The sequence below is a fragment of the Nocardia sp. NPDC047038 genome (assembly GCF_040644075.1).
Classification (GTDB): Bacteria; Actinomycetota; Actinomycetes; order Mycobacteriales; family Mycobacteriaceae; genus Nocardia; species Nocardia sichangensis.
Map to the genome: position 1 here is coordinate 371,544 of NZ_JBEYVQ010000003.1, position 16,631 is coordinate 388,174.

At 69.0% G+C, this 16,631-nt stretch carries 14 protein-coding genes; 8 read left to right on the forward strand and 6 right to left on the reverse strand.

All coding sequences use genetic code 11. The features are described from left to right. The first annotated feature begins 40 nt into the window (after positions 1–40). Entirely contained in the window at positions 41–1,627 is a 1,587-nt protein-coding gene (locus ABZ824_RS15260) for a carboxyl transferase domain-containing protein (RefSeq protein WP_356963717.1), read from the forward strand. A 114-nt stretch (positions 1,628–1,741) separates the two neighbouring features. Then, positions 1,742–2,599, forward strand: a complete 858-nt coding sequence (locus tag ABZ824_RS15265) for an aldo/keto reductase (protein ID WP_355074910.1) — start codon at positions 1,742–1,744, stop codon at positions 2,597–2,599. A 22-nt stretch (positions 2,600–2,621) separates the two neighbouring features. Here the strand turns inward: ABZ824_RS15265 and ABZ824_RS15270 are convergent, their stop codons facing one another. Then, positions 2,622–3,725: an NAD(P)-binding domain-containing protein gene (locus ABZ824_RS15270; RefSeq protein ID WP_356963718.1), complete on the reverse strand. Its 1,104-nt coding sequence runs from the start codon at positions 3,723–3,725 to the stop codon at positions 2,622–2,624. A gap of 89 nt (positions 3,726–3,814) precedes the next feature. Between ABZ824_RS15270 and ABZ824_RS15275 the strand changes: the two genes are divergently transcribed. From ABZ824_RS15275 to ABZ824_RS15295, 5 genes are read left to right on the forward strand one after another with little or no spacing between them, the layout of a single operon-like run. After that, a complete protein-coding gene (locus tag ABZ824_RS15275) occupies positions 3,815–4,543 on the forward strand; it encodes an enoyl-CoA hydratase (RefSeq protein WP_356963719.1) in 729 nt (242 codons plus the stop codon). Next, positions 4,540–5,685, forward strand: a complete 1,146-nt coding sequence (locus ABZ824_RS15280) for an MBL fold metallo-hydrolase (RefSeq protein ID WP_356963720.1) — start codon at positions 4,540–4,542, stop codon at positions 5,683–5,685. The genes ABZ824_RS15275 and ABZ824_RS15280 overlap by 4 nt, the downstream gene beginning before the upstream one ends. Before the next feature lie 38 nt (positions 5,686–5,723). Next, positions 5,724–5,930, forward strand: coding sequence for an antitoxin (locus ABZ824_RS15285; RefSeq protein WP_355074902.1), 207 nt, complete (start codon positions 5,724–5,726; stop codon positions 5,928–5,930). 47 nt (positions 5,931–5,977) lie between these two features. Beyond that, the gene (locus ABZ824_RS15290; protein WP_356963721.1) at positions 5,978–8,278 is read left to right on the forward strand and encodes an ATP-dependent DNA ligase; all 2,301 of its coding nucleotides are present in this window, start codon (positions 5,978–5,980) and stop codon (positions 8,276–8,278) included. Between the two features lie 43 nt (positions 8,279–8,321). Further along, positions 8,322–8,498: an antitoxin gene (locus tag ABZ824_RS15295; protein WP_355074898.1), complete on the forward strand. Its 177-nt coding sequence runs from the start codon at positions 8,322–8,324 to the stop codon at positions 8,496–8,498. 42 nt (positions 8,499–8,540) lie between these two features. On the opposite strand, the gene ABZ824_RS15300 is transcribed toward ABZ824_RS15295, so the two are convergent. Beyond that, a complete protein-coding gene (locus ABZ824_RS15300) occupies positions 8,541–9,185 on the reverse strand; it encodes an isochorismatase family cysteine hydrolase (RefSeq protein ID WP_355074896.1) in 645 nt (214 codons plus the stop codon). Positions 9,186–9,436: 251 nt separating this feature from the next. Here ABZ824_RS15300 and ABZ824_RS15305 point away from each other — a divergent pair, with 251 nt between their 5' ends. Next, on the forward strand, positions 9,437–10,705 hold the full coding sequence (locus ABZ824_RS15305) for a lipase family protein (RefSeq protein WP_356963722.1): 1,269 nt from the start codon (positions 9,437–9,439) through the stop codon (positions 10,703–10,705). A gap of 163 nt (positions 10,706–10,868) precedes the next feature. Here the strand turns inward: ABZ824_RS15305 and ABZ824_RS15310 are convergent, their stop codons facing one another. From ABZ824_RS15310 to ABZ824_RS15325, 4 genes are all read right to left on the reverse strand, one after another. Then, positions 10,869–11,522: an ammonium transporter gene (locus tag ABZ824_RS15310; RefSeq protein ID WP_356963723.1), complete on the reverse strand. Its 654-nt coding sequence runs from the start codon at positions 11,520–11,522 to the stop codon at positions 10,869–10,871. Positions 11,523–12,187: 665 nt separating this feature from the next. Then, positions 12,188–12,925, reverse strand: coding sequence for an energy-coupling factor transporter transmembrane protein EcfT (locus ABZ824_RS15315; RefSeq protein ID WP_355074890.1), 738 nt, complete (start codon positions 12,923–12,925; stop codon positions 12,188–12,190). Further along, positions 12,925–15,051 carry an ATP-binding cassette domain-containing protein gene (locus ABZ824_RS15320; protein WP_356963724.1) on the reverse strand — a complete coding sequence of 709 codons (2,127 nt, stop codon included), beginning with the start codon at positions 15,049–15,051 and terminating at the stop codon, positions 12,925–12,927. The genes ABZ824_RS15315 and ABZ824_RS15320 overlap by 1 nt, the downstream gene beginning before the upstream one ends. 78 nt (positions 15,052–15,129) lie before the next feature. Then, positions 15,130–16,596: an NAD(P)/FAD-dependent oxidoreductase gene (locus tag ABZ824_RS15325; RefSeq protein WP_356963725.1), complete on the reverse strand. Its 1,467-nt coding sequence runs from the start codon at positions 16,594–16,596 to the stop codon at positions 15,130–15,132. Between the last annotated feature and the right edge of the window lie 35 nt (positions 16,597–16,631).

A 16,631-nucleotide genomic window follows, 5' to 3' on the forward strand; every position in this document is an offset into this window, starting at 1 on the left:
GCTCGCCGGAGCATTGGGTAGGGCCGGATAGGCTCGCCCGGTGCGTACTTCGGCGCGAGAGTTACTCGAGCAACTGCTCGACAAGGACTCGTTCGTCAGCTGGGACCGGCCGCCGGTGACGGTGGCCGTTTCTCCGCGGTACCGCGATGCCTTGCGGAAGGCGGCCGTCGCGGCGGGCACCGACGAATCGGTGCTCACCGGCGAAGGGCTGCTGCGTGGTCGGCGCGTGGCCGTGATCGCCTGCGAGTTCGGATTTCTGGCCGGCTCGATCGGTGTCGCGGCGGCGGAGCGGATCGTCTCGGCGGTCGAGCGCGCCACCGAACTCGGGCTGCCGTTGGTCGCTTCGCCGACCTCCGGCGGGACCAGGATGCAGGAGGGCACCGTCGCCTTCGTGCAGATGGTGAAGATCGCCGGTGCGGTGGCGGCGCACAAGTCGGCGGGGTACCCCTACGTCGTCTACCTTCGCAACCCGACGATGGGCGGCGTTTTCGCGTCGTGGGGTTCGTTGGGGCACATCACTTTCGCCGAACCCGGGGCGCTCATCGGGTTTCTCGGCCCTCGGGTCTATCAGGCCCTGTACGGCAGACCTTTCCCGGAAGGCGTGCAGACCGCGGAGAACCTGTATCGGCGCGGCGTAATCGACGGCGTTCTGACGATTCCGGTCTTCCGCCGTATCGCCCATCGCGCGTTGAGTGTGTTCAGCGGCATCGAATTGCCGGATTCGGCTGCTGGACGGAGTTCCGAGCAGATCGCGGCATCGGAGCCGCACCGGCCGGTATCTGCTCCGCATTCGAACGACGTTGCGACAGAGTCGATTCAGTCCGATGTCGAATGTGATCGCGCCGCGGACGATCGGGTGTGGCGGTCGGTCCTCATCTCCCGCCGCCCGGAGCGTCCCGGCATTCGGGATCTCCTTCGTCATGTGACGCAACGCGTTCCGCTCAGCGGCACCGGTCAGGGCGAGTCCGATCGCACCGCCGTGCTCGCTCTCGGCCGTTTCCGTGGGCAGCCGTGTGTGGTGTTCGGGCACGATCGGCGAGGACAGCAGGGTGAGAACACCATGGGTCCGGCGGCGCTGCGCGAGGCGCGGCGCAGTATGGCGCTTGCTCAGGAGTTGCGGCTGCCTTTGGTTCTGGTCATCGACACCGTAGGCGCGGCGCTGTCGAAGGAGGCCGAGGAACGCGGGCTGGCGCCCGAGATCGCTCGCTGCATAGCCGATCTGGTGACGTTGGATACCCCGACCGTCTCGGTGCTGCTCGGCCAGGGCACCGGCGGCGGCGCGCTGGCGCTGCTGCCCGCCGACCGGGTACTCGCCGCCACACATGCGTGGCTGGCCCCGCTGCCGCCGGAGGGGGCGAGCGCCATCGTCTTCCGTGACACCGATCATGCTGCGGAATTGGCTGCGGCGCAACGGATCAGCGCCCCTGATCTGCTGGCCGACGGCGTGGTCGACCGGATCGTGCCGGAATTGCCCGACGCGGCGGACGAGCCGGTGGACTTCGCCCGCCGGATGGTCGCCGCGATCGCGCACGAACTGGCGGCCTTGCGCGCCCGTCCGGAATCGGAGTTGCCGACGGCTCGGCAGACGCGGTACCGGCGGCTCGGGTTGCCCGGCTCGACGAGCTGACCGCGGTGAACGCGGAAAGTCCGGGGTCCGCAAGCTCCCGTTCCCAGCAAATTACAAGCCAACACACCCGAGTGCGTGATTGACGGTTCGCCGCCACACTTCTACCGTCGGAATGTGACCTTCAAAAGCGAGACCAGCACCGTTCCCTCGATCGTGCTGAACGACGGGAACGTGATCCCGCAGCTCGGCTTCGGCGTGTTCCAAGTGCCCTCCGAGGACGTCTTCTCGGCCGTCACCACTGCGCTCGAGGTCGGCTATCGCAGTATCGATACGGCCGCGATCTACGGAAACGAAGAGGGCACCGGCCGTGCGATCAGGGAATCCGGCCTGCCCAGGGATGAGATCTACGTCACGACCAAGCTGTGGAATGCCGAGCAGGGCTACGACTCCACGCTGCGCGCTTTCGATGCGAGCCTGCAGCGGCTCGGCTTGGACTACCTCGACCTGTACCTCATCCACTGGCCGGTGGCCGAGGCCGACCGCTTCGTGGATACCTTCCGTGCCTTCCAGGCCCTGAAGTCGCATGGCCGGGTGCGGTCGATCGGCGTCTCGAACTTCACGGTCGCGAACATCCAACGGCTCATCGCCGAGACCGGTGAGATCCCGGTGGTGAACCAGGTCGAGCTGCACCCGAGGCTGGCACAACGCGAGCTGCGCGAGTACCACGCGGGCAACGCGATCGCCACCGAGGCGTGGAGCCCGCTCGGGCAGGGCACCTTGCTCGACGAGAGGACCATCTCGGCGGTGGCCGCCGAGGTCGGCCGCACCCCGGCACAGGTGATCATCCGCTGGCACCTGCAATTGGGCAACATCGTCATTCCCAAGTCGGTCACACCGTCGCGGATCGCCGAGAATTTCGACGTATTCGGTTTCGAGCTGACGCCGGAGCAGATGGACGCGATCAACGGCCTGGATGCCGGTGCGCGCATCGGTCCGGACCCGGACCGGTTCACCTACGGCCTGATCGACTGATCGCGGGAATCGCCGGGGCCGGTCAGCGCAGTCCGAGGTATTCGGTGAGTTCGAGGGCCGCCGCGCGCCCCGCTCGATTGGCCCCGATCGTGCTGGCCGACGGTCCGTACCCGATCAGATGGATGCGCGGATCGGCGGCCACACGGGTGGCCAGCCGTCCCGACATGGTGATGCCGCCGCCGGGACCGCGCAGCCGCAGCGGCGCGAGGTGGTCCAGCGCGCTGCGGAAGCCGGTGGCCCAGAGGATCACATCCGCGCGCTGAAAGGTTCCGTCGGCCCACCGCACCCCGTCGGGCTCGATGCGTTCGAACATCGGCAGGCGGGTGAGCGCGCCGCGGGCCCGCGCCGCCCGTAGCCGGTCATCGAGCGGTAGTCCGGTGACCGAGACCACCGATCCCGGCGGCAGCCCACGCCGCACCCGGTCTTCGACCATTGCTACCGCGGCGCGGCCGGCCGCTTCGGTGAAGGTGTTCTCGCGGAAGCGCGGCGGTGTCCTCGTGACCCAGGTCGTCGTGGTGACACGGGAGATCTCGTCGAGCAGCTGGACCGCCGAGATGCCGCCGCCCACCACCACGACGTGCTCGCCCGCGAACTCCTCGGCAGTGCGGTAGTCGTGGGTGTGCAGCTGGCGTCCGGCGAAGGTCTGCGCCCCGGGGTAGTGCGGAACGAACGGACGCTCCCAGGTGCCGGTGCAGTTGATCAGGCCGCGTACCCGGATCGTGCCCGCCGTATCGGTCTCCGCGTTGAGCACCGCACCTCGCTCGGCGGGGGCGCCTTCCTCGGTCCGGTCGCAGACCACGGTGACCGATACCTGCCGGTGCACGCGCAGGTCGAATCGTTTCTCGTACAGCTCGTAGTAGTGCGGCACGGCGGTCGCGGCGGGCACGGTCGACGAACCGGGCGGCAAGGTCTCGGCGAACGACATACCGGGCAGATCGTGCACACGGTTGACCGTGTCCAGGGTGAGGGAGGGCCAGCGGAACTGCCAAGCGCCGCCCGGGCCGGGCGACCGATCGACGAGCAGAAAGTGCCGCTCGGGACGCAGTCCGAGGCGCTGGAGGTGGTATCCGGCCGAGAGTCCCGCCTGACCAGCGCCGATCACCAGGATGTCGAAGTCGGTCGGCACAGCCGGTGATCGTATCGCCCGGCGTGGAACGGGTAGTCCGCTGTGGCAGAGTGAAGAGAACAGACGGACCGTTCAGTCGGGGAGGTCGCATGCTCGGGGTCAGCCGCGATGGTGACGTGGTCACCATCGAACTTCAGCGGGAGGAGCGCCGCAACGCGCTCAATCACGAACTCGTGACACTGCTGCGCGAGGCAGTGCTCGCCGCGGTCGCCGACCAGGCCCGGGCCATCGTATTGACCGGGCGGGGCCCGGTGTTCAGCGCGGGCGCCGACTTGTCCGGGGTGTATTCGGGCGATTTCCTGTCCGGATTGCTGGAAATGTTGCACGCTATCGAATCGGCCCCGGTCCCGGTGATTTCGGCGATCAACGGCGCCGCGATCGGCGCCGGTGTGCAGTTGGCGCTCGCTTCCGACCTGCGGGTGATCGCGCCGGAGGCGTACATCGCGGTCCCCGCGGCGAAACTGGGCATCACCGTCGATCGGTGGACCGTGCGCAGGCTCGCCGCTTTGATCGGCGGCGGTCCGGCGCGGACGGTGTTGCTGGGGGCCGAACAGATATCGGCCGACGACGCCTACGCGTTCGGGTTCGCCAACCGGATCGGCACCGTGGCCGACGCGCAGGCTTGGGCCAAGCACATCGCGGCGCTGGCCCCGCTGTCCCTGCGGCACATGAAGCTGGTGCTCAATGACGACGGAACACGCGATCCGGAAACCGCGCAGCAGCGCGCGGCACTGGAGGCCGCGTGGACGAGCGAGGATGCCAAGGAGGGTCGTTTGGCCAGGCAGGAAAAGCGCCCCGCGAAGTTTGTGGGGCGATGATGGACATCAGACGGATCGCGGGCGCCGCGGCAGGCGCGCTCGGCCTCACCTGGGTGGTGCGGGCGGTGTGGGACATCCCATCGGCGATGGGCGCTTCGATCTCGGCGATCCAGCCGTACGCGGTGGGTGCGACCACCTATCGCGATCGACAGTTCCACAACACCGAGCCCAGTAGCCAAGTGGTCGCCGGTTCGGCTCCCTCGCTGCTGGTCTCGGCGCTGACCCAGCGCAACGTGGGCCGGCCGCGGGGCAGCATCCCATTGCGGACGCCGCAGCAACCGGACACGGCGGCCGCTCTCACCGTCACCTGGTACGGCCACGCCACGACGTTGATCGAGGTCGACGGGTACCGGATCCTCACCGATCCGGTGTGGAGCGAGCGCGTTTCGCCGTCGCCGCTGGTCGGCCCGGCGCGCATGCATCCCGTGCCGCAGCCGCTGGCCGACCTGCCGCCGATCGACGCGGTACTCATCTCCCACGACCACTACGACCACCTGGACAAGGAGACCGTCCGGGAGTTGGTGGCCCGCCAGAGCGCACCGTTCCTGGTGCCGATCGGTATCGGCGCGCACTTGCGGCACTGGGGTGTCCCGGAGGATCGCATCGTCGAATTGGACTGGGGCGGTTCGGTGACGCTCGCCGAGCTCGGCCGGGACCGCGACGGCGTGGATCTGGCGATCACCTGCACGGAGGCACGGCATTTCTCCGGGCGCGGACTGCTGCGCAACACGACGTTGTGGGCCTCGTGGTCGATCGCAGGTCCGACCCGGCGCGCCTACTTCGGCGGCGACACCGGCTTCACCAAGGCGTTCGCCGAGGCGGGTGCGGCGCTCGGTCCGTTCGATCTGACGCTGCTGCCGATCGGCGCCTACGACGAGCGCTGGCCGGACGTGCACATGAATCCCGAGGAGGCGGTCCGGGCACACGCCGACCTGTGCGGCGGGAATCCCGGCCACGGATTGCTGGTGCCCATTCACTGGGCTACCTTCAATCTCGCCTTCCACGGCTGGTCCGAGCCGGTCGCGCGCATGGTGGCCGCGGCGCGGGCGGCGGGCACCGACGTCGCGGTGCCGATGCCGGGACAGCGTGTGGACCCGTCGAGCGCCCCACCCGCGGATACGTGGTGGGAGAATATCGGCTGAACGACTCCGGACAATCGGCGACAGGAAGGATCACGGCGATGAGTTTCGCGGATACGGTCAAGGGCCTGGTCGACAAGGGGAAGGACGCGGCGGCCAAGAACGCAGGCAAGATCAATCAAGCGGTCGACAAGGCCGGTGACTTCATCGATCAGAAGACGCACGGCAAGTACTCGGACCAGATCGCCAAGGGCAAAGAGGCCGCCAAGAAGGTGGTTCCGCCGGATCAGTCCGGACCGCACGCCTGAGCCCACGGCGGAGGCCGCACCGCGGCCTCCGCCGCTACACTTCGGATATGGCGGCCCGCCGCGAGTTCGGTGGTATCGAGGTTGACCTGAGCAACCTCGACAAGGTGCTGTACCCGGCCACCGGAACGACCAAAGGCGAAGTGATCGCCTATTATTCGGCGATCGCGCCCGCCATGCTGCCGCACATCGCCGGGCGGGCGGTCACCCGGAAGCGCTGGCCCAACGGGGTGGACGAACCCTCCTTCTTCGAGAAGAATCTCCCGTCGCACGCGCCCTCCTGGATCGAGCGGCGCACCCTGCGCCATTCCGATCGCAAGGTCGTCTATCCGCTGATCGATTCCGAAGCGGGGCTGGCCTGGCTGGCGCAACAGGCCGCGCTGGAAGTCCATGTGCCGCAGTGGCGTTTCGACGACGACAGCATGGGCCCGGCGACCAGGTTGGTGTTCGACCTGGACCCGGGCAAGGGCGTCGGGCTCGCCGAATGCGCCGAGGTGGCGCTCGCGGTGCGCGAGATGGTCGAGGGCATCGGGCTGCACGCGTTCCCGGTGACCAGCGGCAGCAAGGGAATTCACCTGTACGTGCCGTTGGATCGCGCGCTGAGTTCGGGCGGCGCGTCCACGGTGGCGAAACAGGTGGCCACGAATCTGCAACGGCTGCAACCGGACCTGGTCACGGCGACGATGGCGAAGGCGGCGCGCGGCGGCAAGGTCTTCCTGGACTGGAGCCAGAACAACCCCGCCAAGACCACCATCGCGCCCTATTCGATGCGGGGACGGACCGAGCCGAACGTCGCGGCGCCGCGCACGTGGAAGGAAATCGAGAACCGGAAGAAGCTGCGGCACTTGCGGTTCGACGAGGTACTGGCCAGGTACCGGTCCGACGGCGATCTGCTCGCCGAGCTGGATCCGCGGATCGCGCCGGACGCCTCGTCCTCGCCCGACGCGTTGACCAAGTATCGGTCGATGCGCGATCCGTCCCGCACGCCCGAACCGGTACCCGCCGAGTCGCCCGCGCCGGGGACGAACAACCGCTACGTCGTGCAGGAACATCATGCGCGACGCCTGCACTGGGACGTGCGGCTGGAGCGCGACGGGGTCCTGGTGTCCTGGGCGGTGCCGAAAGGGCCGCCGATCTCCACCGACCAGAACCGTCTGGCCGTGCACACCGAGGACCATCCGATGGAGTATCTCGACTTCCACGGCGCCATCCCGAAAGGCGAGTACGGCGCCGGGGAGATGACGATCTGGGACTCCGGCACCTACGAGACCGAGAAGTGGCGCGACGACGAGGTCATCGTGCGATTCCACGGCAAGCGGCTCAACGGCCGGTACGCGCTGATCCAGACCAACGGCAACCAGTGGCTGATGCATCTGATGCGCGCGCGGAACGGCGCCGAACCGCGGGAGGAGCCGGACGAGCCGCCGGGCCGGATCATCCGTCCGTCGAACGGGCCCGCGACGCTTCCGCGCGGTCTGGCGCCGATGCTCGCGACGCACGGCGAGGTCGCCGAGCTCGGCGCCGGCGAGTGGTGCTTCGAGACGAAGTGGGACGGCTTCCGGCTGATCGCCGAGATCGACAACGACGCGCTGACTTTGCGCAGCCGGGCGGGGAACGTGGTGACCGACCGCTATCCCGGTATCGCGGCGTTGCGGCGGGAACTGTCCGCACACCAGGTGGTGCTGGACGGCGAGGCCGTCGTCTTCGACGATCACGGGGTCGCGAATCTCGGTCTGCTGCAAGCCGACGCGGCGCGTGCGGTGTTCGTCGCGTTCGACGTGTTGTACCTGGACGGTACGTCGCTGCTGCGCAAACGATATGCCGATCGCCGCAGGGTCTTGGAGGCGCTCGCGGCGAACGCGCCGTCGCTGGTGGTGCCGCCGCGACTGGACGGCTCGGGCGCCGATGCCCTGCGCTACAGCCAGGAGCACGGGCTGGAGGGCGTGGTCGCGAAACGCAAGGACTCGGTGTACCTACCTGGCAAACGCGGGCACGCCTGGGTGAAGCAGCGCAATTGGCGTACCCAGCGGGTGCTGATCGGCGGGTGGCGGCGCAGCGTGGCGCGGGAGTTCAAGTCGCTGCTGATCGGCATTCCCCACGACGGTCTGCTGTACTACGTCGGCCGGGTCGGGACCGGGTTCAGCGAGCCGGACATGCGGGAGCTGGCCGCGCGGCTGCGCAAGCTGGAACGCAAGACCTCGCCGTTCGACAACGAGCTCACCGCCGAAGAACGCAAGGAAGCGGTGTGGGTGACGCCGAAACTCGGTGGCACCGTGCGGTTCATGAACTGGACCGAGATGGGTCGTTTGTGGCACCCCGCATGGCTCGGGCCGGCGCCCGGCGCTGGGTAGGGTTGGGGCGCGGTTGTTCCCAGCTCGAAACGAGGAGTGCACGGTGGACTTCAAGAACCTGGCGGGTAAGGCGATGGACCTGGCCCAGAAGAACGCGGACAAGCTGGACGCGGTCATCGACAAGGCGGGCGACCTCGTCGACGAGAAGACGGGCAACAAGTACTCCGGCCAGGTGGACGCCGCCCAGGACGCGGCCAAGAAAGCCCTGCGGGAGCAGTGATCGTCGAACGGGACCCGGCACCGGCCGGGTCCCGTTCGCGGCTCAGCCCGCGCCCGTGAGCAGCGGGGTGATGGTCGCGATATCGGTGACGAGCGCGTGGCCCTGGAACTCGAAATCGTCGTAAGCCCGCGCCATGGCTTCCTTGTCCCGGCCGCCGACCGCGTCGCTGATCACCACGGGCACGAATCCGAGATCGGTGGAATGCGTGACCGTGGGCGCGATGCCGATCTCCAGCGCGACGCCCGCGATCGCGTAGGCGCCGATGCGCAGGTCGCGCAGCATCGAGGCCAGCGGAGTGCCTTCGAAGGCCGACATCGACGTCTTGTCGAACACCACCTCGTCGGCGCGCGGCCGCAGTTCGGGCACGAGCTCGAAGGCGGGGGTGTCGCGCTGCAGGATGAAGCGCACCTTGTCCACCGAATCCACCTGCTGCCAGCTCATGGCCATCCGCAGCGCGAAGGTTCCGCTGAGCCGCTCGGGCAGGAAGAAATGGCGTAGGAACACCACCGGGTAGCCGCCGGAACGCGCCGCGTCGACCACCCCCACCACCCGCTCGATGATCTCCGGGCCGTCCGGCAACTGGCTGAGCACACCGACCTGCATGTCGTAGACGATCACGGCCATCCGGTCCGGGGCGCACACATCGGCGAGTCCTTCGGGGATGTCCAGTCCGTTGCCATGCCGCATGCTCGGCTACTCCTCTTCGTTGCGCTCGCGCTGCGGGCGGGGTCGCGCCGGACAGCTATTCGCTTGCGCTGGGGGTGTTTTGGCCAACACTGTAACCAGCCGCACGGACAGCGGCGGCGGTGGGTGTGACCTGCGATAGACCGTTGCCGGGTCGGTCGGCCCGGCAGTACCGTGGAAAGCCTGGAGGTCAGGTGAGCCGCCGCTGACCGCGCCGGGACATCTGCCGCCTCGCCGGAACTGGGGAGGCTCTGATGAAGGACGCCGATGCAGTGCCTGTCATCGCGCAGGCGCGCGACCGATCTGTGTGCACGACGATCCCGCGGGTTCTGCTGGCCGTCTTACTCGTGCTGGCCGCCTGTCTGGCCGCCGCACCTGCGGCACACGCCGAGTTACCGCCGCCGGATCGAGACCCGTTCTACGCCGCCCCCGCGGATCTCGCGCGCTACCACGACGGCGCCGTGCTGGATTCCCGGCCGATCGCGTTGTTCGGGTTGCCCCTGCCGATTTCGGCATGGCAGGTGAAATACCGCAGCACCGACTCGAGCGAAGATCCCGTCGCCGACGTGGCGACCGTGCTGGTCCCGATGCTGCCGTGGTTCGGGCCCGGCTCCCGGCCGCTGCTGTCGTACCAGGTGGCCGAGGACAGTCTCGGCACGCGCTGCGCGCCGTCGTTCGCGCTGCGCGGCGGCTGGGATTCCGGCGCGGTGAACACGCTGATCGACACGCCGTTCATGGCGGAGGCGTTACGCCGCGGGTGGGCGGTGGTGGTCAGCGACTACGAGGGGCCGCGGTCCCGCTTCCTGGATGGCGTTAACTCCGGACGCGGCGTGCTGGACGGCATCCGGGCGGCCCGTGATCTCCCGCAAGCCGGGCTCGGGCCCGCGACGCCCATCGGCACCTGGGGCTACTCCGGCGGAGCGTTCGCCACGCTGTGGGCCGCGCAGCTGCAGCCGTGGTACGCGCCGGACATTCGGTTCGCGGGCATCACTTCCGGCGGGATTCCCGCGGATTGGCCCGCCATAGCCGCCGACGCGGACGGCACTATCCAGACCGGGCTCGCTTTGCTCATCCTGTTCGCGCTCGCCCGCAACGATCCTGCCGGGGGCGTGCTGGACTTGCTCAACGAGCAGGGGCTCGCGGCGCTGGTGGAGCACGGCGCGGCCTGCGGGTCCGATCTGGTGCCGATATACGCGGGTGCGCAGGTCGCCGACTTCGCCGCTGTGCCCGATGTGTTCTCGCACCCGGCATTTCGCGCCGCCACCGCAGTCGAGGAACTCGGCGGCAGCGCGCCGGAGGCGCCGATGTACCTGTACCACAGCCGCACCGACGACGTGATCCCCGTAGCGGGTTTCACCGACTTGGTCGGCCGGTACTGCGCCCTGGGCGCGACCGTCACCTCGGTGCACTCGATGCTGCCCACCCACAACCCGACGGCGATCGGTGAGGCGCCGGGCGCGATGAACTTCCTCGCCGACCGGTTCGCCGGTCTGCCGGCGGCTCCTGGATGCCATGAGCGGTAGGTGGACGACCGCCTCGAAGGTCGACCGCGGTACGCCCGGCGATGGAGCCGGATGTGTGATCGCGAGTCGCGGCATCGCGTCCGGGCGGCACCGACTGGTGCGCACAGACGAAAGCGCACCGAATCCGGTCCGATTCGGTGCGCGTCGTGCTCGCTGGCGTCGGTCAGTTCTGCGAACGCCCGGTGGTGTCCATCCACTTGGTGGTGCCGGGCTGGGCGGCCAGCGTGCTGATCAGATCGATGCCCGCGATGATCAAGGCCGGACCGCCGACGACGATCGTGCCGATGATGCCGCCGATGCCCGCACCGGCGACCACGGTGCCGATTCCGATGGGACCGCCGATGAGGCCGGTCAATCCGACGAGCGCGCCGATGACCGTGCCGATGAACCCGCCGACCGCGGTGGCGATGCCGAATTGCGACAGGAAGGCATCCATCGCGCGCTGGTTCTCGAACGGCGACGCGACCGGCGTTGCCGCCGGGTGAGCCTGCGCCGCGTCCTTGACGACGGTCAGTTCCAGTACGCGGCCCGCGTCCCGCACGAGGTGGGGCATGGGGTATTCGAGCCCGTCCTGGCGGAAGGCGAGCGGCAGCGTGACCGCGACATTGCCTGCGGCGTCTTTGATGTCCACGGCGTCGCCGCGCACGTCGAACGTGCCTGCGGTGAGTGTCGTGACGATCTTGTCGCCGAGCAGCTGGGCTTGGTACCCGATATCCGGGACCGGTGCCGCAGCCGGTTCCGCGTGCGCGATGCCTGCCCCGACCGTGAGTGCGGCGACGAGTGGAGCGGCGGCGGCGGTGACTCTCCGGAGAATCATTCTCGGTATCCAATCTTCATCAGGTTACAAGCATTAGAGAACGCGACACACGCCGAAATTCCTTCCCCCGCCGACGTGTCCATCCGTGATGTGATCCAAAAGACAGTTACTTCCGAGTGATAACTGTACTGTGGCCCTTGGGGTTTGGGACACGATTTCAGAGGGTATTCTGTCGACTTTTGCCACCTGATCAGTTATAGCTATCGGCTATTCATTCGTGCGGGTCCGGGGTGCTCTGATCGCACCGGTCGGTTCCGCGCGGGTGGATGAAGGTGTGATGCGCCGAATCGGGGCATCGATTCCGAGCCTTTCACATCGCGTCGCCGATAGGTGTAAGCCGCAGTACCACAAGCGCTTTCGCTGGTGTCGCACTGGGGCGTGGCGGCAGGTCCTGGTCGCGGGGGTGCGACTGCGAACCGGGTAACCCAGCCGGTGGTGCTGATCGGTGCTCTGTGCGCCGTATCGGAACCGGCTGCTATGCGTTCGAGACGTATGCGTTGTGCGCGAGGCGCATCCGGGGTCCCTGCGGGGTCTTTTCGAGAGGTACCAGTCGGTCTGCAAATGGTCAGCGAATTGACCTGCCGGAATTCCCCCGACGGCCATCAGGGGCCGCAACCGACCAGGATCCCGTTCGACCCCGCATTTACGCCCACCTTTCACCGCGCTCACAGCACCACGTGCAGCGCGATGGAACCGAGACAGACGCCGACTACCAGCACGAGCGCGACAGCGTCGCGCAGGCCGGGTGCGCTGGGACGGGCGGTGAGCTGCCCGGTGCCGCCGCGTGCGGTGATCGCCTCACCCAATTCACCGGCGCGGCGGGTGGATACCGCCATGGCGGCGGTGAGGATGTCGATGAGCGGGTTGTCGGCCGCGCGGGCGATCATGCCGTCCTTGGGGCGCAGCCTGCGAGCGGCACGCAGCACCCGGATCTCCTCCATGAGCAGCGGCAGACCGCGGAAGGTGAGCGCGACGACGACCGCCCATTCGTCCACCGGAATCCGGAGCCGGCGCAACGGCGCGCCCAGCTTGGCCAGGGCGGGCGCGATGTCGCCCATCGGCGTGGTCCACGCGATGAGGAAGGAGGCCGCCACCAGGATCAGGCCGAAGGCCAGAACCTGGGCATAGCGCAGCACCGCCGTGCCGCCGACCGGCACGTTGATCAGGGCTCCCGCGCCGAGCAGCGCCCAGAACCACCACGGCAGCCGTGGCAGAGTGCCCAGCGGCAGCCGGGCGACCGCGCCCACGAAGACGAGGAACGCCGCCATCACACCGAGCACCGGCCAGGACGGCAGGAACATCAGCAGCAGGCTGATCAGGAACACCCCGATCATCTTGGTGCCCGCCCACAACCGGTGGACCGGACTGTCGACCGGGACCTGACGCAGCAGAACGGTGCTCATCATCGACCTCCGTGCTCGAGCCGCCACGCGGTCTCTCCGGGCGCGCGCACCGGGTTCCGTCCGGAATCGGCTCGCGTGGCGGAGTCACTCGGCACCGGCGCGGTCTGCCGCGCCGATTCCGCGCCCAGGATGCGTCCCGACTGCAATCGCACCGTCCGATCGCACACCGCCGCCATGTCGGCCACGTCGTGCGAGATGACGATCAGCGTCAAGCCGGAATCCCGTAACCGCGCGAGCAGTTCCACGATGTCGGCCCGGCCCTCCGGGTCGAGACCGGCCAGCGGCTCGTCGAGCACGACCACTTGGGGATGGCTGGCCACGATCGCCGCGAGCACCACTCGCTTGGCCTGGCCGCCGCTGAGCTCCTCGACCGAGCGCGCGGCCAGCGAACGGTCCAGCCCGACCGCGTCCAGCGCGCGGCCGACCGCGCCAGAGCCGGTCGCGCGACCGCCCCAGTCCGCGATCTCCGCGCCGACGGTCTGCTTCTGCAGTTGCAGCCGGGAGTGCTGGAACGCCAGTCCGACCCGGCCGATCTGCTTGCCGATCGGCTTTCCGCGCAGCTCGCACCGACCCGAACTCGGTTCGATCAGGCCCGCCATGATCCAGGCCAGGGTCGATTTGCCCGAGCCGTTCCCGCCGACGATCAGCAGGGCCTCGCCCTGGCACACGGATAGGTCGACGCCGTGCAGGGCGGGCGCCTCCCACGGCGTCGCGCGGTTGTAGGTGTGCCGGACGTCGCGCAGTTCGAGGACCGGCGCGCCCATCGGCCTGCGTCGCGTGTCCTGCGCCGGACGCGGCCACGCGGGCAGATGCGCCACGGTGCGTCCCCCGGCCAGGTGCACCACCCGGTCGGCGACCGCGGCGTCGGCCTCGTGGTGGGTCACCAGCACCACGGCCATCGAGTGTCGTTTCGGCAGCGAGGCAAGCAGCTCCACCAGTTCCCGTCGCCCGTCCGGATCGATCATCGACGTCGCCTCGTCGGCGATCAGCAGCGCGGGCCGCCGGGCGAGCGCGGCGGCGACCGCCAACCGCTGTTGCTGTCCGCCCGAGAGCGTGGCGGTCTCCTTCGCCCCCATTCCGGCGAGCCCGACCTCGCCGAGCAGCGCGTCGACATCCACCGCGGCGGCGAGATCGGCGGGCAATCCCCACACGACGTCATCGGCGACGAGCACGCCCAAGGTCTGGCTCTCCGGCCGCTGCAACACCAGCGCCGTCCCGCCGAGTTTGCCGAGCCCGGCCGACCCGGGCCGCTGCGCCGACCCCGAGGTGGGCGGCAGCCCGGCCAGCAAGCGGGTCAGCGTGGACTTGCCCGAACCGTTGTGTCCGACCACGGCGACGAATTCGCCGACCCGCACGGTCAGATCGATGCCGCTCAGCGCATCGCGCGCCGCTCCGGGATAGCGGAAACCCGCGTCGCGCAGCGTGACCGGAAGCGGATCGACGGGCCGGTCGTCTTGCGGCGCGTCGAGCCGGTCCCGGCCGGGCAGCCAGGCCAGCCGGTCCAGCACCGAGCCGAGCACGTACCAGGAGAAGACGCCGGTGGCCGCCATGCCGAGCGCGACGCTGCCGCCGACCCACGCCCACCACCAGCGCAGCACCGAGTCGGTCAGGTCCGCGGCGAGCTGCCCGAGCGGGGCAAGCTGCTCTTGGCGCGCCGCGAGATCCTGGAAGCCGCGCGACGCGTTGCGGATGTTGTCGAACAGCAGTTCGCGGGTGGTCGACAGCAGGGCAAGCGATCCGACGGCGAACGCGGCCCAGGCCAGCCCGGCGAGCAAGGAGAGCCCGAACGCGGCGACGACACCGCCGCCACGCCGCTTCACGGCGCCGATGATCCCGCCCACGGTGGCCGAGGCGACCAGCGCTGTCGCGGACGCCATGCCCGCGGCGACGAAGGTGACCAGCGTCGCCGCGATCGTCGCGGTGGCCAGGGCGCGCAGCCGGAAACGATGCGCGATCAGCCCGATCGGGACCGCGCCGACCAGCTGGAGCGCGGCGGCGAACGGGATGACCGATCCGATGGTCACCAGCCCGACGGCGGCTCCGCCCAGCACGGCGCCGGTGGCCAACTCGATCGGACGCAGCGGGCCGCGCACATCCGATCCGCCCGGACGGGCCAGTTCATTCACAGCACAAGTCTGCCAGCCCGGCGGGCGGCGGCGGGTCGAGGCGAATCCGGGCGGGCCCGCTCGCCGAGGCGCGCTTCGTCACGCGACGGGGGTGAGGGTGTAGGCGCTGGGGTCGAAGCGGCGGGTGCGGCGACGATAGCTCGTCTGCGATCCCGGCCAGTTGTTGGTGATGCGGCCCGCGGAGTTGCGGTACCAGCTCGAGCAGAAGTTCCACGGAGTGCGGGCCAGCCGCTGCTGGAGCGCGGTGTTGTAATCCTCTTCCAGGTCGGCGCGGACTTCGGCGCAATGGCCGGGGTGGTCGGCGAGCCATTGCACGGCCTGGCGGATGTAGCGGGCCTGCGATTCGATCATGTAGATGATCGAGCCGACGCCGAGATTGGTGTTCGGCCCGTAGACGAGGAAAAGATTCGGAAAGTCCGGCACCGTCATGCCGTAATACGCGTGCGCGCCGTCGGCCCATGCGTCGGCCAGCCTGCGCCCGCCACGACCCCAGATCTCCATCGGCCAGAGGAACTCCGTGCCCTTGAAGCCGGTGCCGTAGATGATCACGTCGGCTTCGTGCGTCGTCCCGTCGGCGGTGCGTACGCCTTGCGGGGTGATCTCGGTGATGGCGGTGGTCTCCACCCGCACGTTGGGCTGGGTGAGCGCGGGGTAGTAGTCGTTGGAGAACAGCGCGCGCTTGCACCCGATGGGGTAGTCCGGGGTGAGTTTGGCCCGCAGCTGCGGGTCCTCGACCTGTTCGGCCAGGTGCCGGGAGGCGATGCGGGCCACGAACCGGGCGATGGCGGGAACCTCGACCAACCCGAGCGAGATGAACTCCGCGATCGACCACCACCCGAACCGCTCCACCAGCAGCGCGCCCGGCACCCGTGCGAACAGGTTGTGCTGGACCGGCGAGTAGTCGGTGTCGAACTTCGGGACCACCCAGGCCGGTGTGCGCTGGAACAGTGTCAACCGGTCGACTTCGGGCTGGATCTCCGGGATGTACTGAACGGCGCTCGCCCCGGTGCCGACGCAGGCGACGCGTTTGCCGTGGAGGTCGACCTCGTGGTCCCACTCGGCCGAATGGAACGACGGGCCCGCGAAGGTGTCGATGCCGGGTATGGCGGGCAGGGACGGACGCGACAGCTGGCCCACCGCCGAGATCAGCACGTCGACGATCCAGCTCTTGCCGTCGGTGGTGCGCACGGTCCACCGGCCGGTGGCGTCGTCGAATTCGGCGTCGCTGACGCTGGTGCCGAAGCGGATCGCCGAGAGCACGTTGTGACGTTCGGCGACCGCGCGCAGGTAGGCGTGGATGGCGGTCCGTCCCGAGTACCGCTGCGGCCAGTCCGGCTTGGGTTCGAACGAAAACGAGTACAGCGGTGAGGGGACGTCGCAGGCCGCGCCGGGGTAGGTGTTCTCCCGCCACACCCCGCCGATGTCGGCGGCCCGCTCCAGGATGGTGATGTCGTCGAAGCCGTTGCGGCGTAGCTCGATCGCCATGCCGATGCCGCCGAAGCCCGCGCCGATGATGAGTATGGATGGCCGATTGCGCGCTGTCATGTGAGACTCCTCACTACGACCGTAGATGACTCCAC

What these genes read in the sequence shown, in the direction of transcription:
- ABZ824_RS15325 (WP_356963725.1), bottom strand. Translation starts at nt 16,596, where the DNA reads ATGACAGCGCGCAATCGGCCATCCATACTCATCATCGGCGCGGGCTTC.
- ABZ824_RS15290 (WP_356963721.1), top strand. Translation starts at nt 5,978, where the DNA reads ATGGCGGCCCGCCGCGAGTTCGGTGGTATCGAGGTTGACCTGAGCAAC.
- ABZ824_RS15275 (WP_356963719.1), top strand. Translation starts at nt 3,815, where the DNA reads ATGCTCGGGGTCAGCCGCGATGGTGACGTGGTCACCATCGAACTTCAG.
- ABZ824_RS15280 (WP_356963720.1), top strand. Translation starts at nt 4,540, where the DNA reads ATGATGGACATCAGACGGATCGCGGGCGCCGCGGCAGGCGCGCTCGGC.
- ABZ824_RS15300 (WP_355074896.1), bottom strand. Translation starts at nt 9,185, where the DNA reads ATGCGGCATGGCAACGGACTGGACATCCCCGAAGGACTCGCCGATGTG.
- ABZ824_RS15285 (WP_355074902.1), top strand. Translation starts at nt 5,724, where the DNA reads ATGAGTTTCGCGGATACGGTCAAGGGCCTGGTCGACAAGGGGAAGGAC.
- ABZ824_RS15310 (WP_356963723.1), bottom strand. Translation starts at nt 11,522, where the DNA reads ATGATTCTCCGGAGAGTCACCGCCGCCGCCGCTCCACTCGTCGCCGCA.
- ABZ824_RS15315 (WP_355074890.1), bottom strand. Translation starts at nt 12,925, where the DNA reads ATGAGCACCGTTCTGCTGCGTCAGGTCCCGGTCGACAGTCCGGTCCAC.
- ABZ824_RS15305 (WP_356963722.1), top strand. Translation starts at nt 9,437, where the DNA reads ATGAAGGACGCCGATGCAGTGCCTGTCATCGCGCAGGCGCGCGACCGA.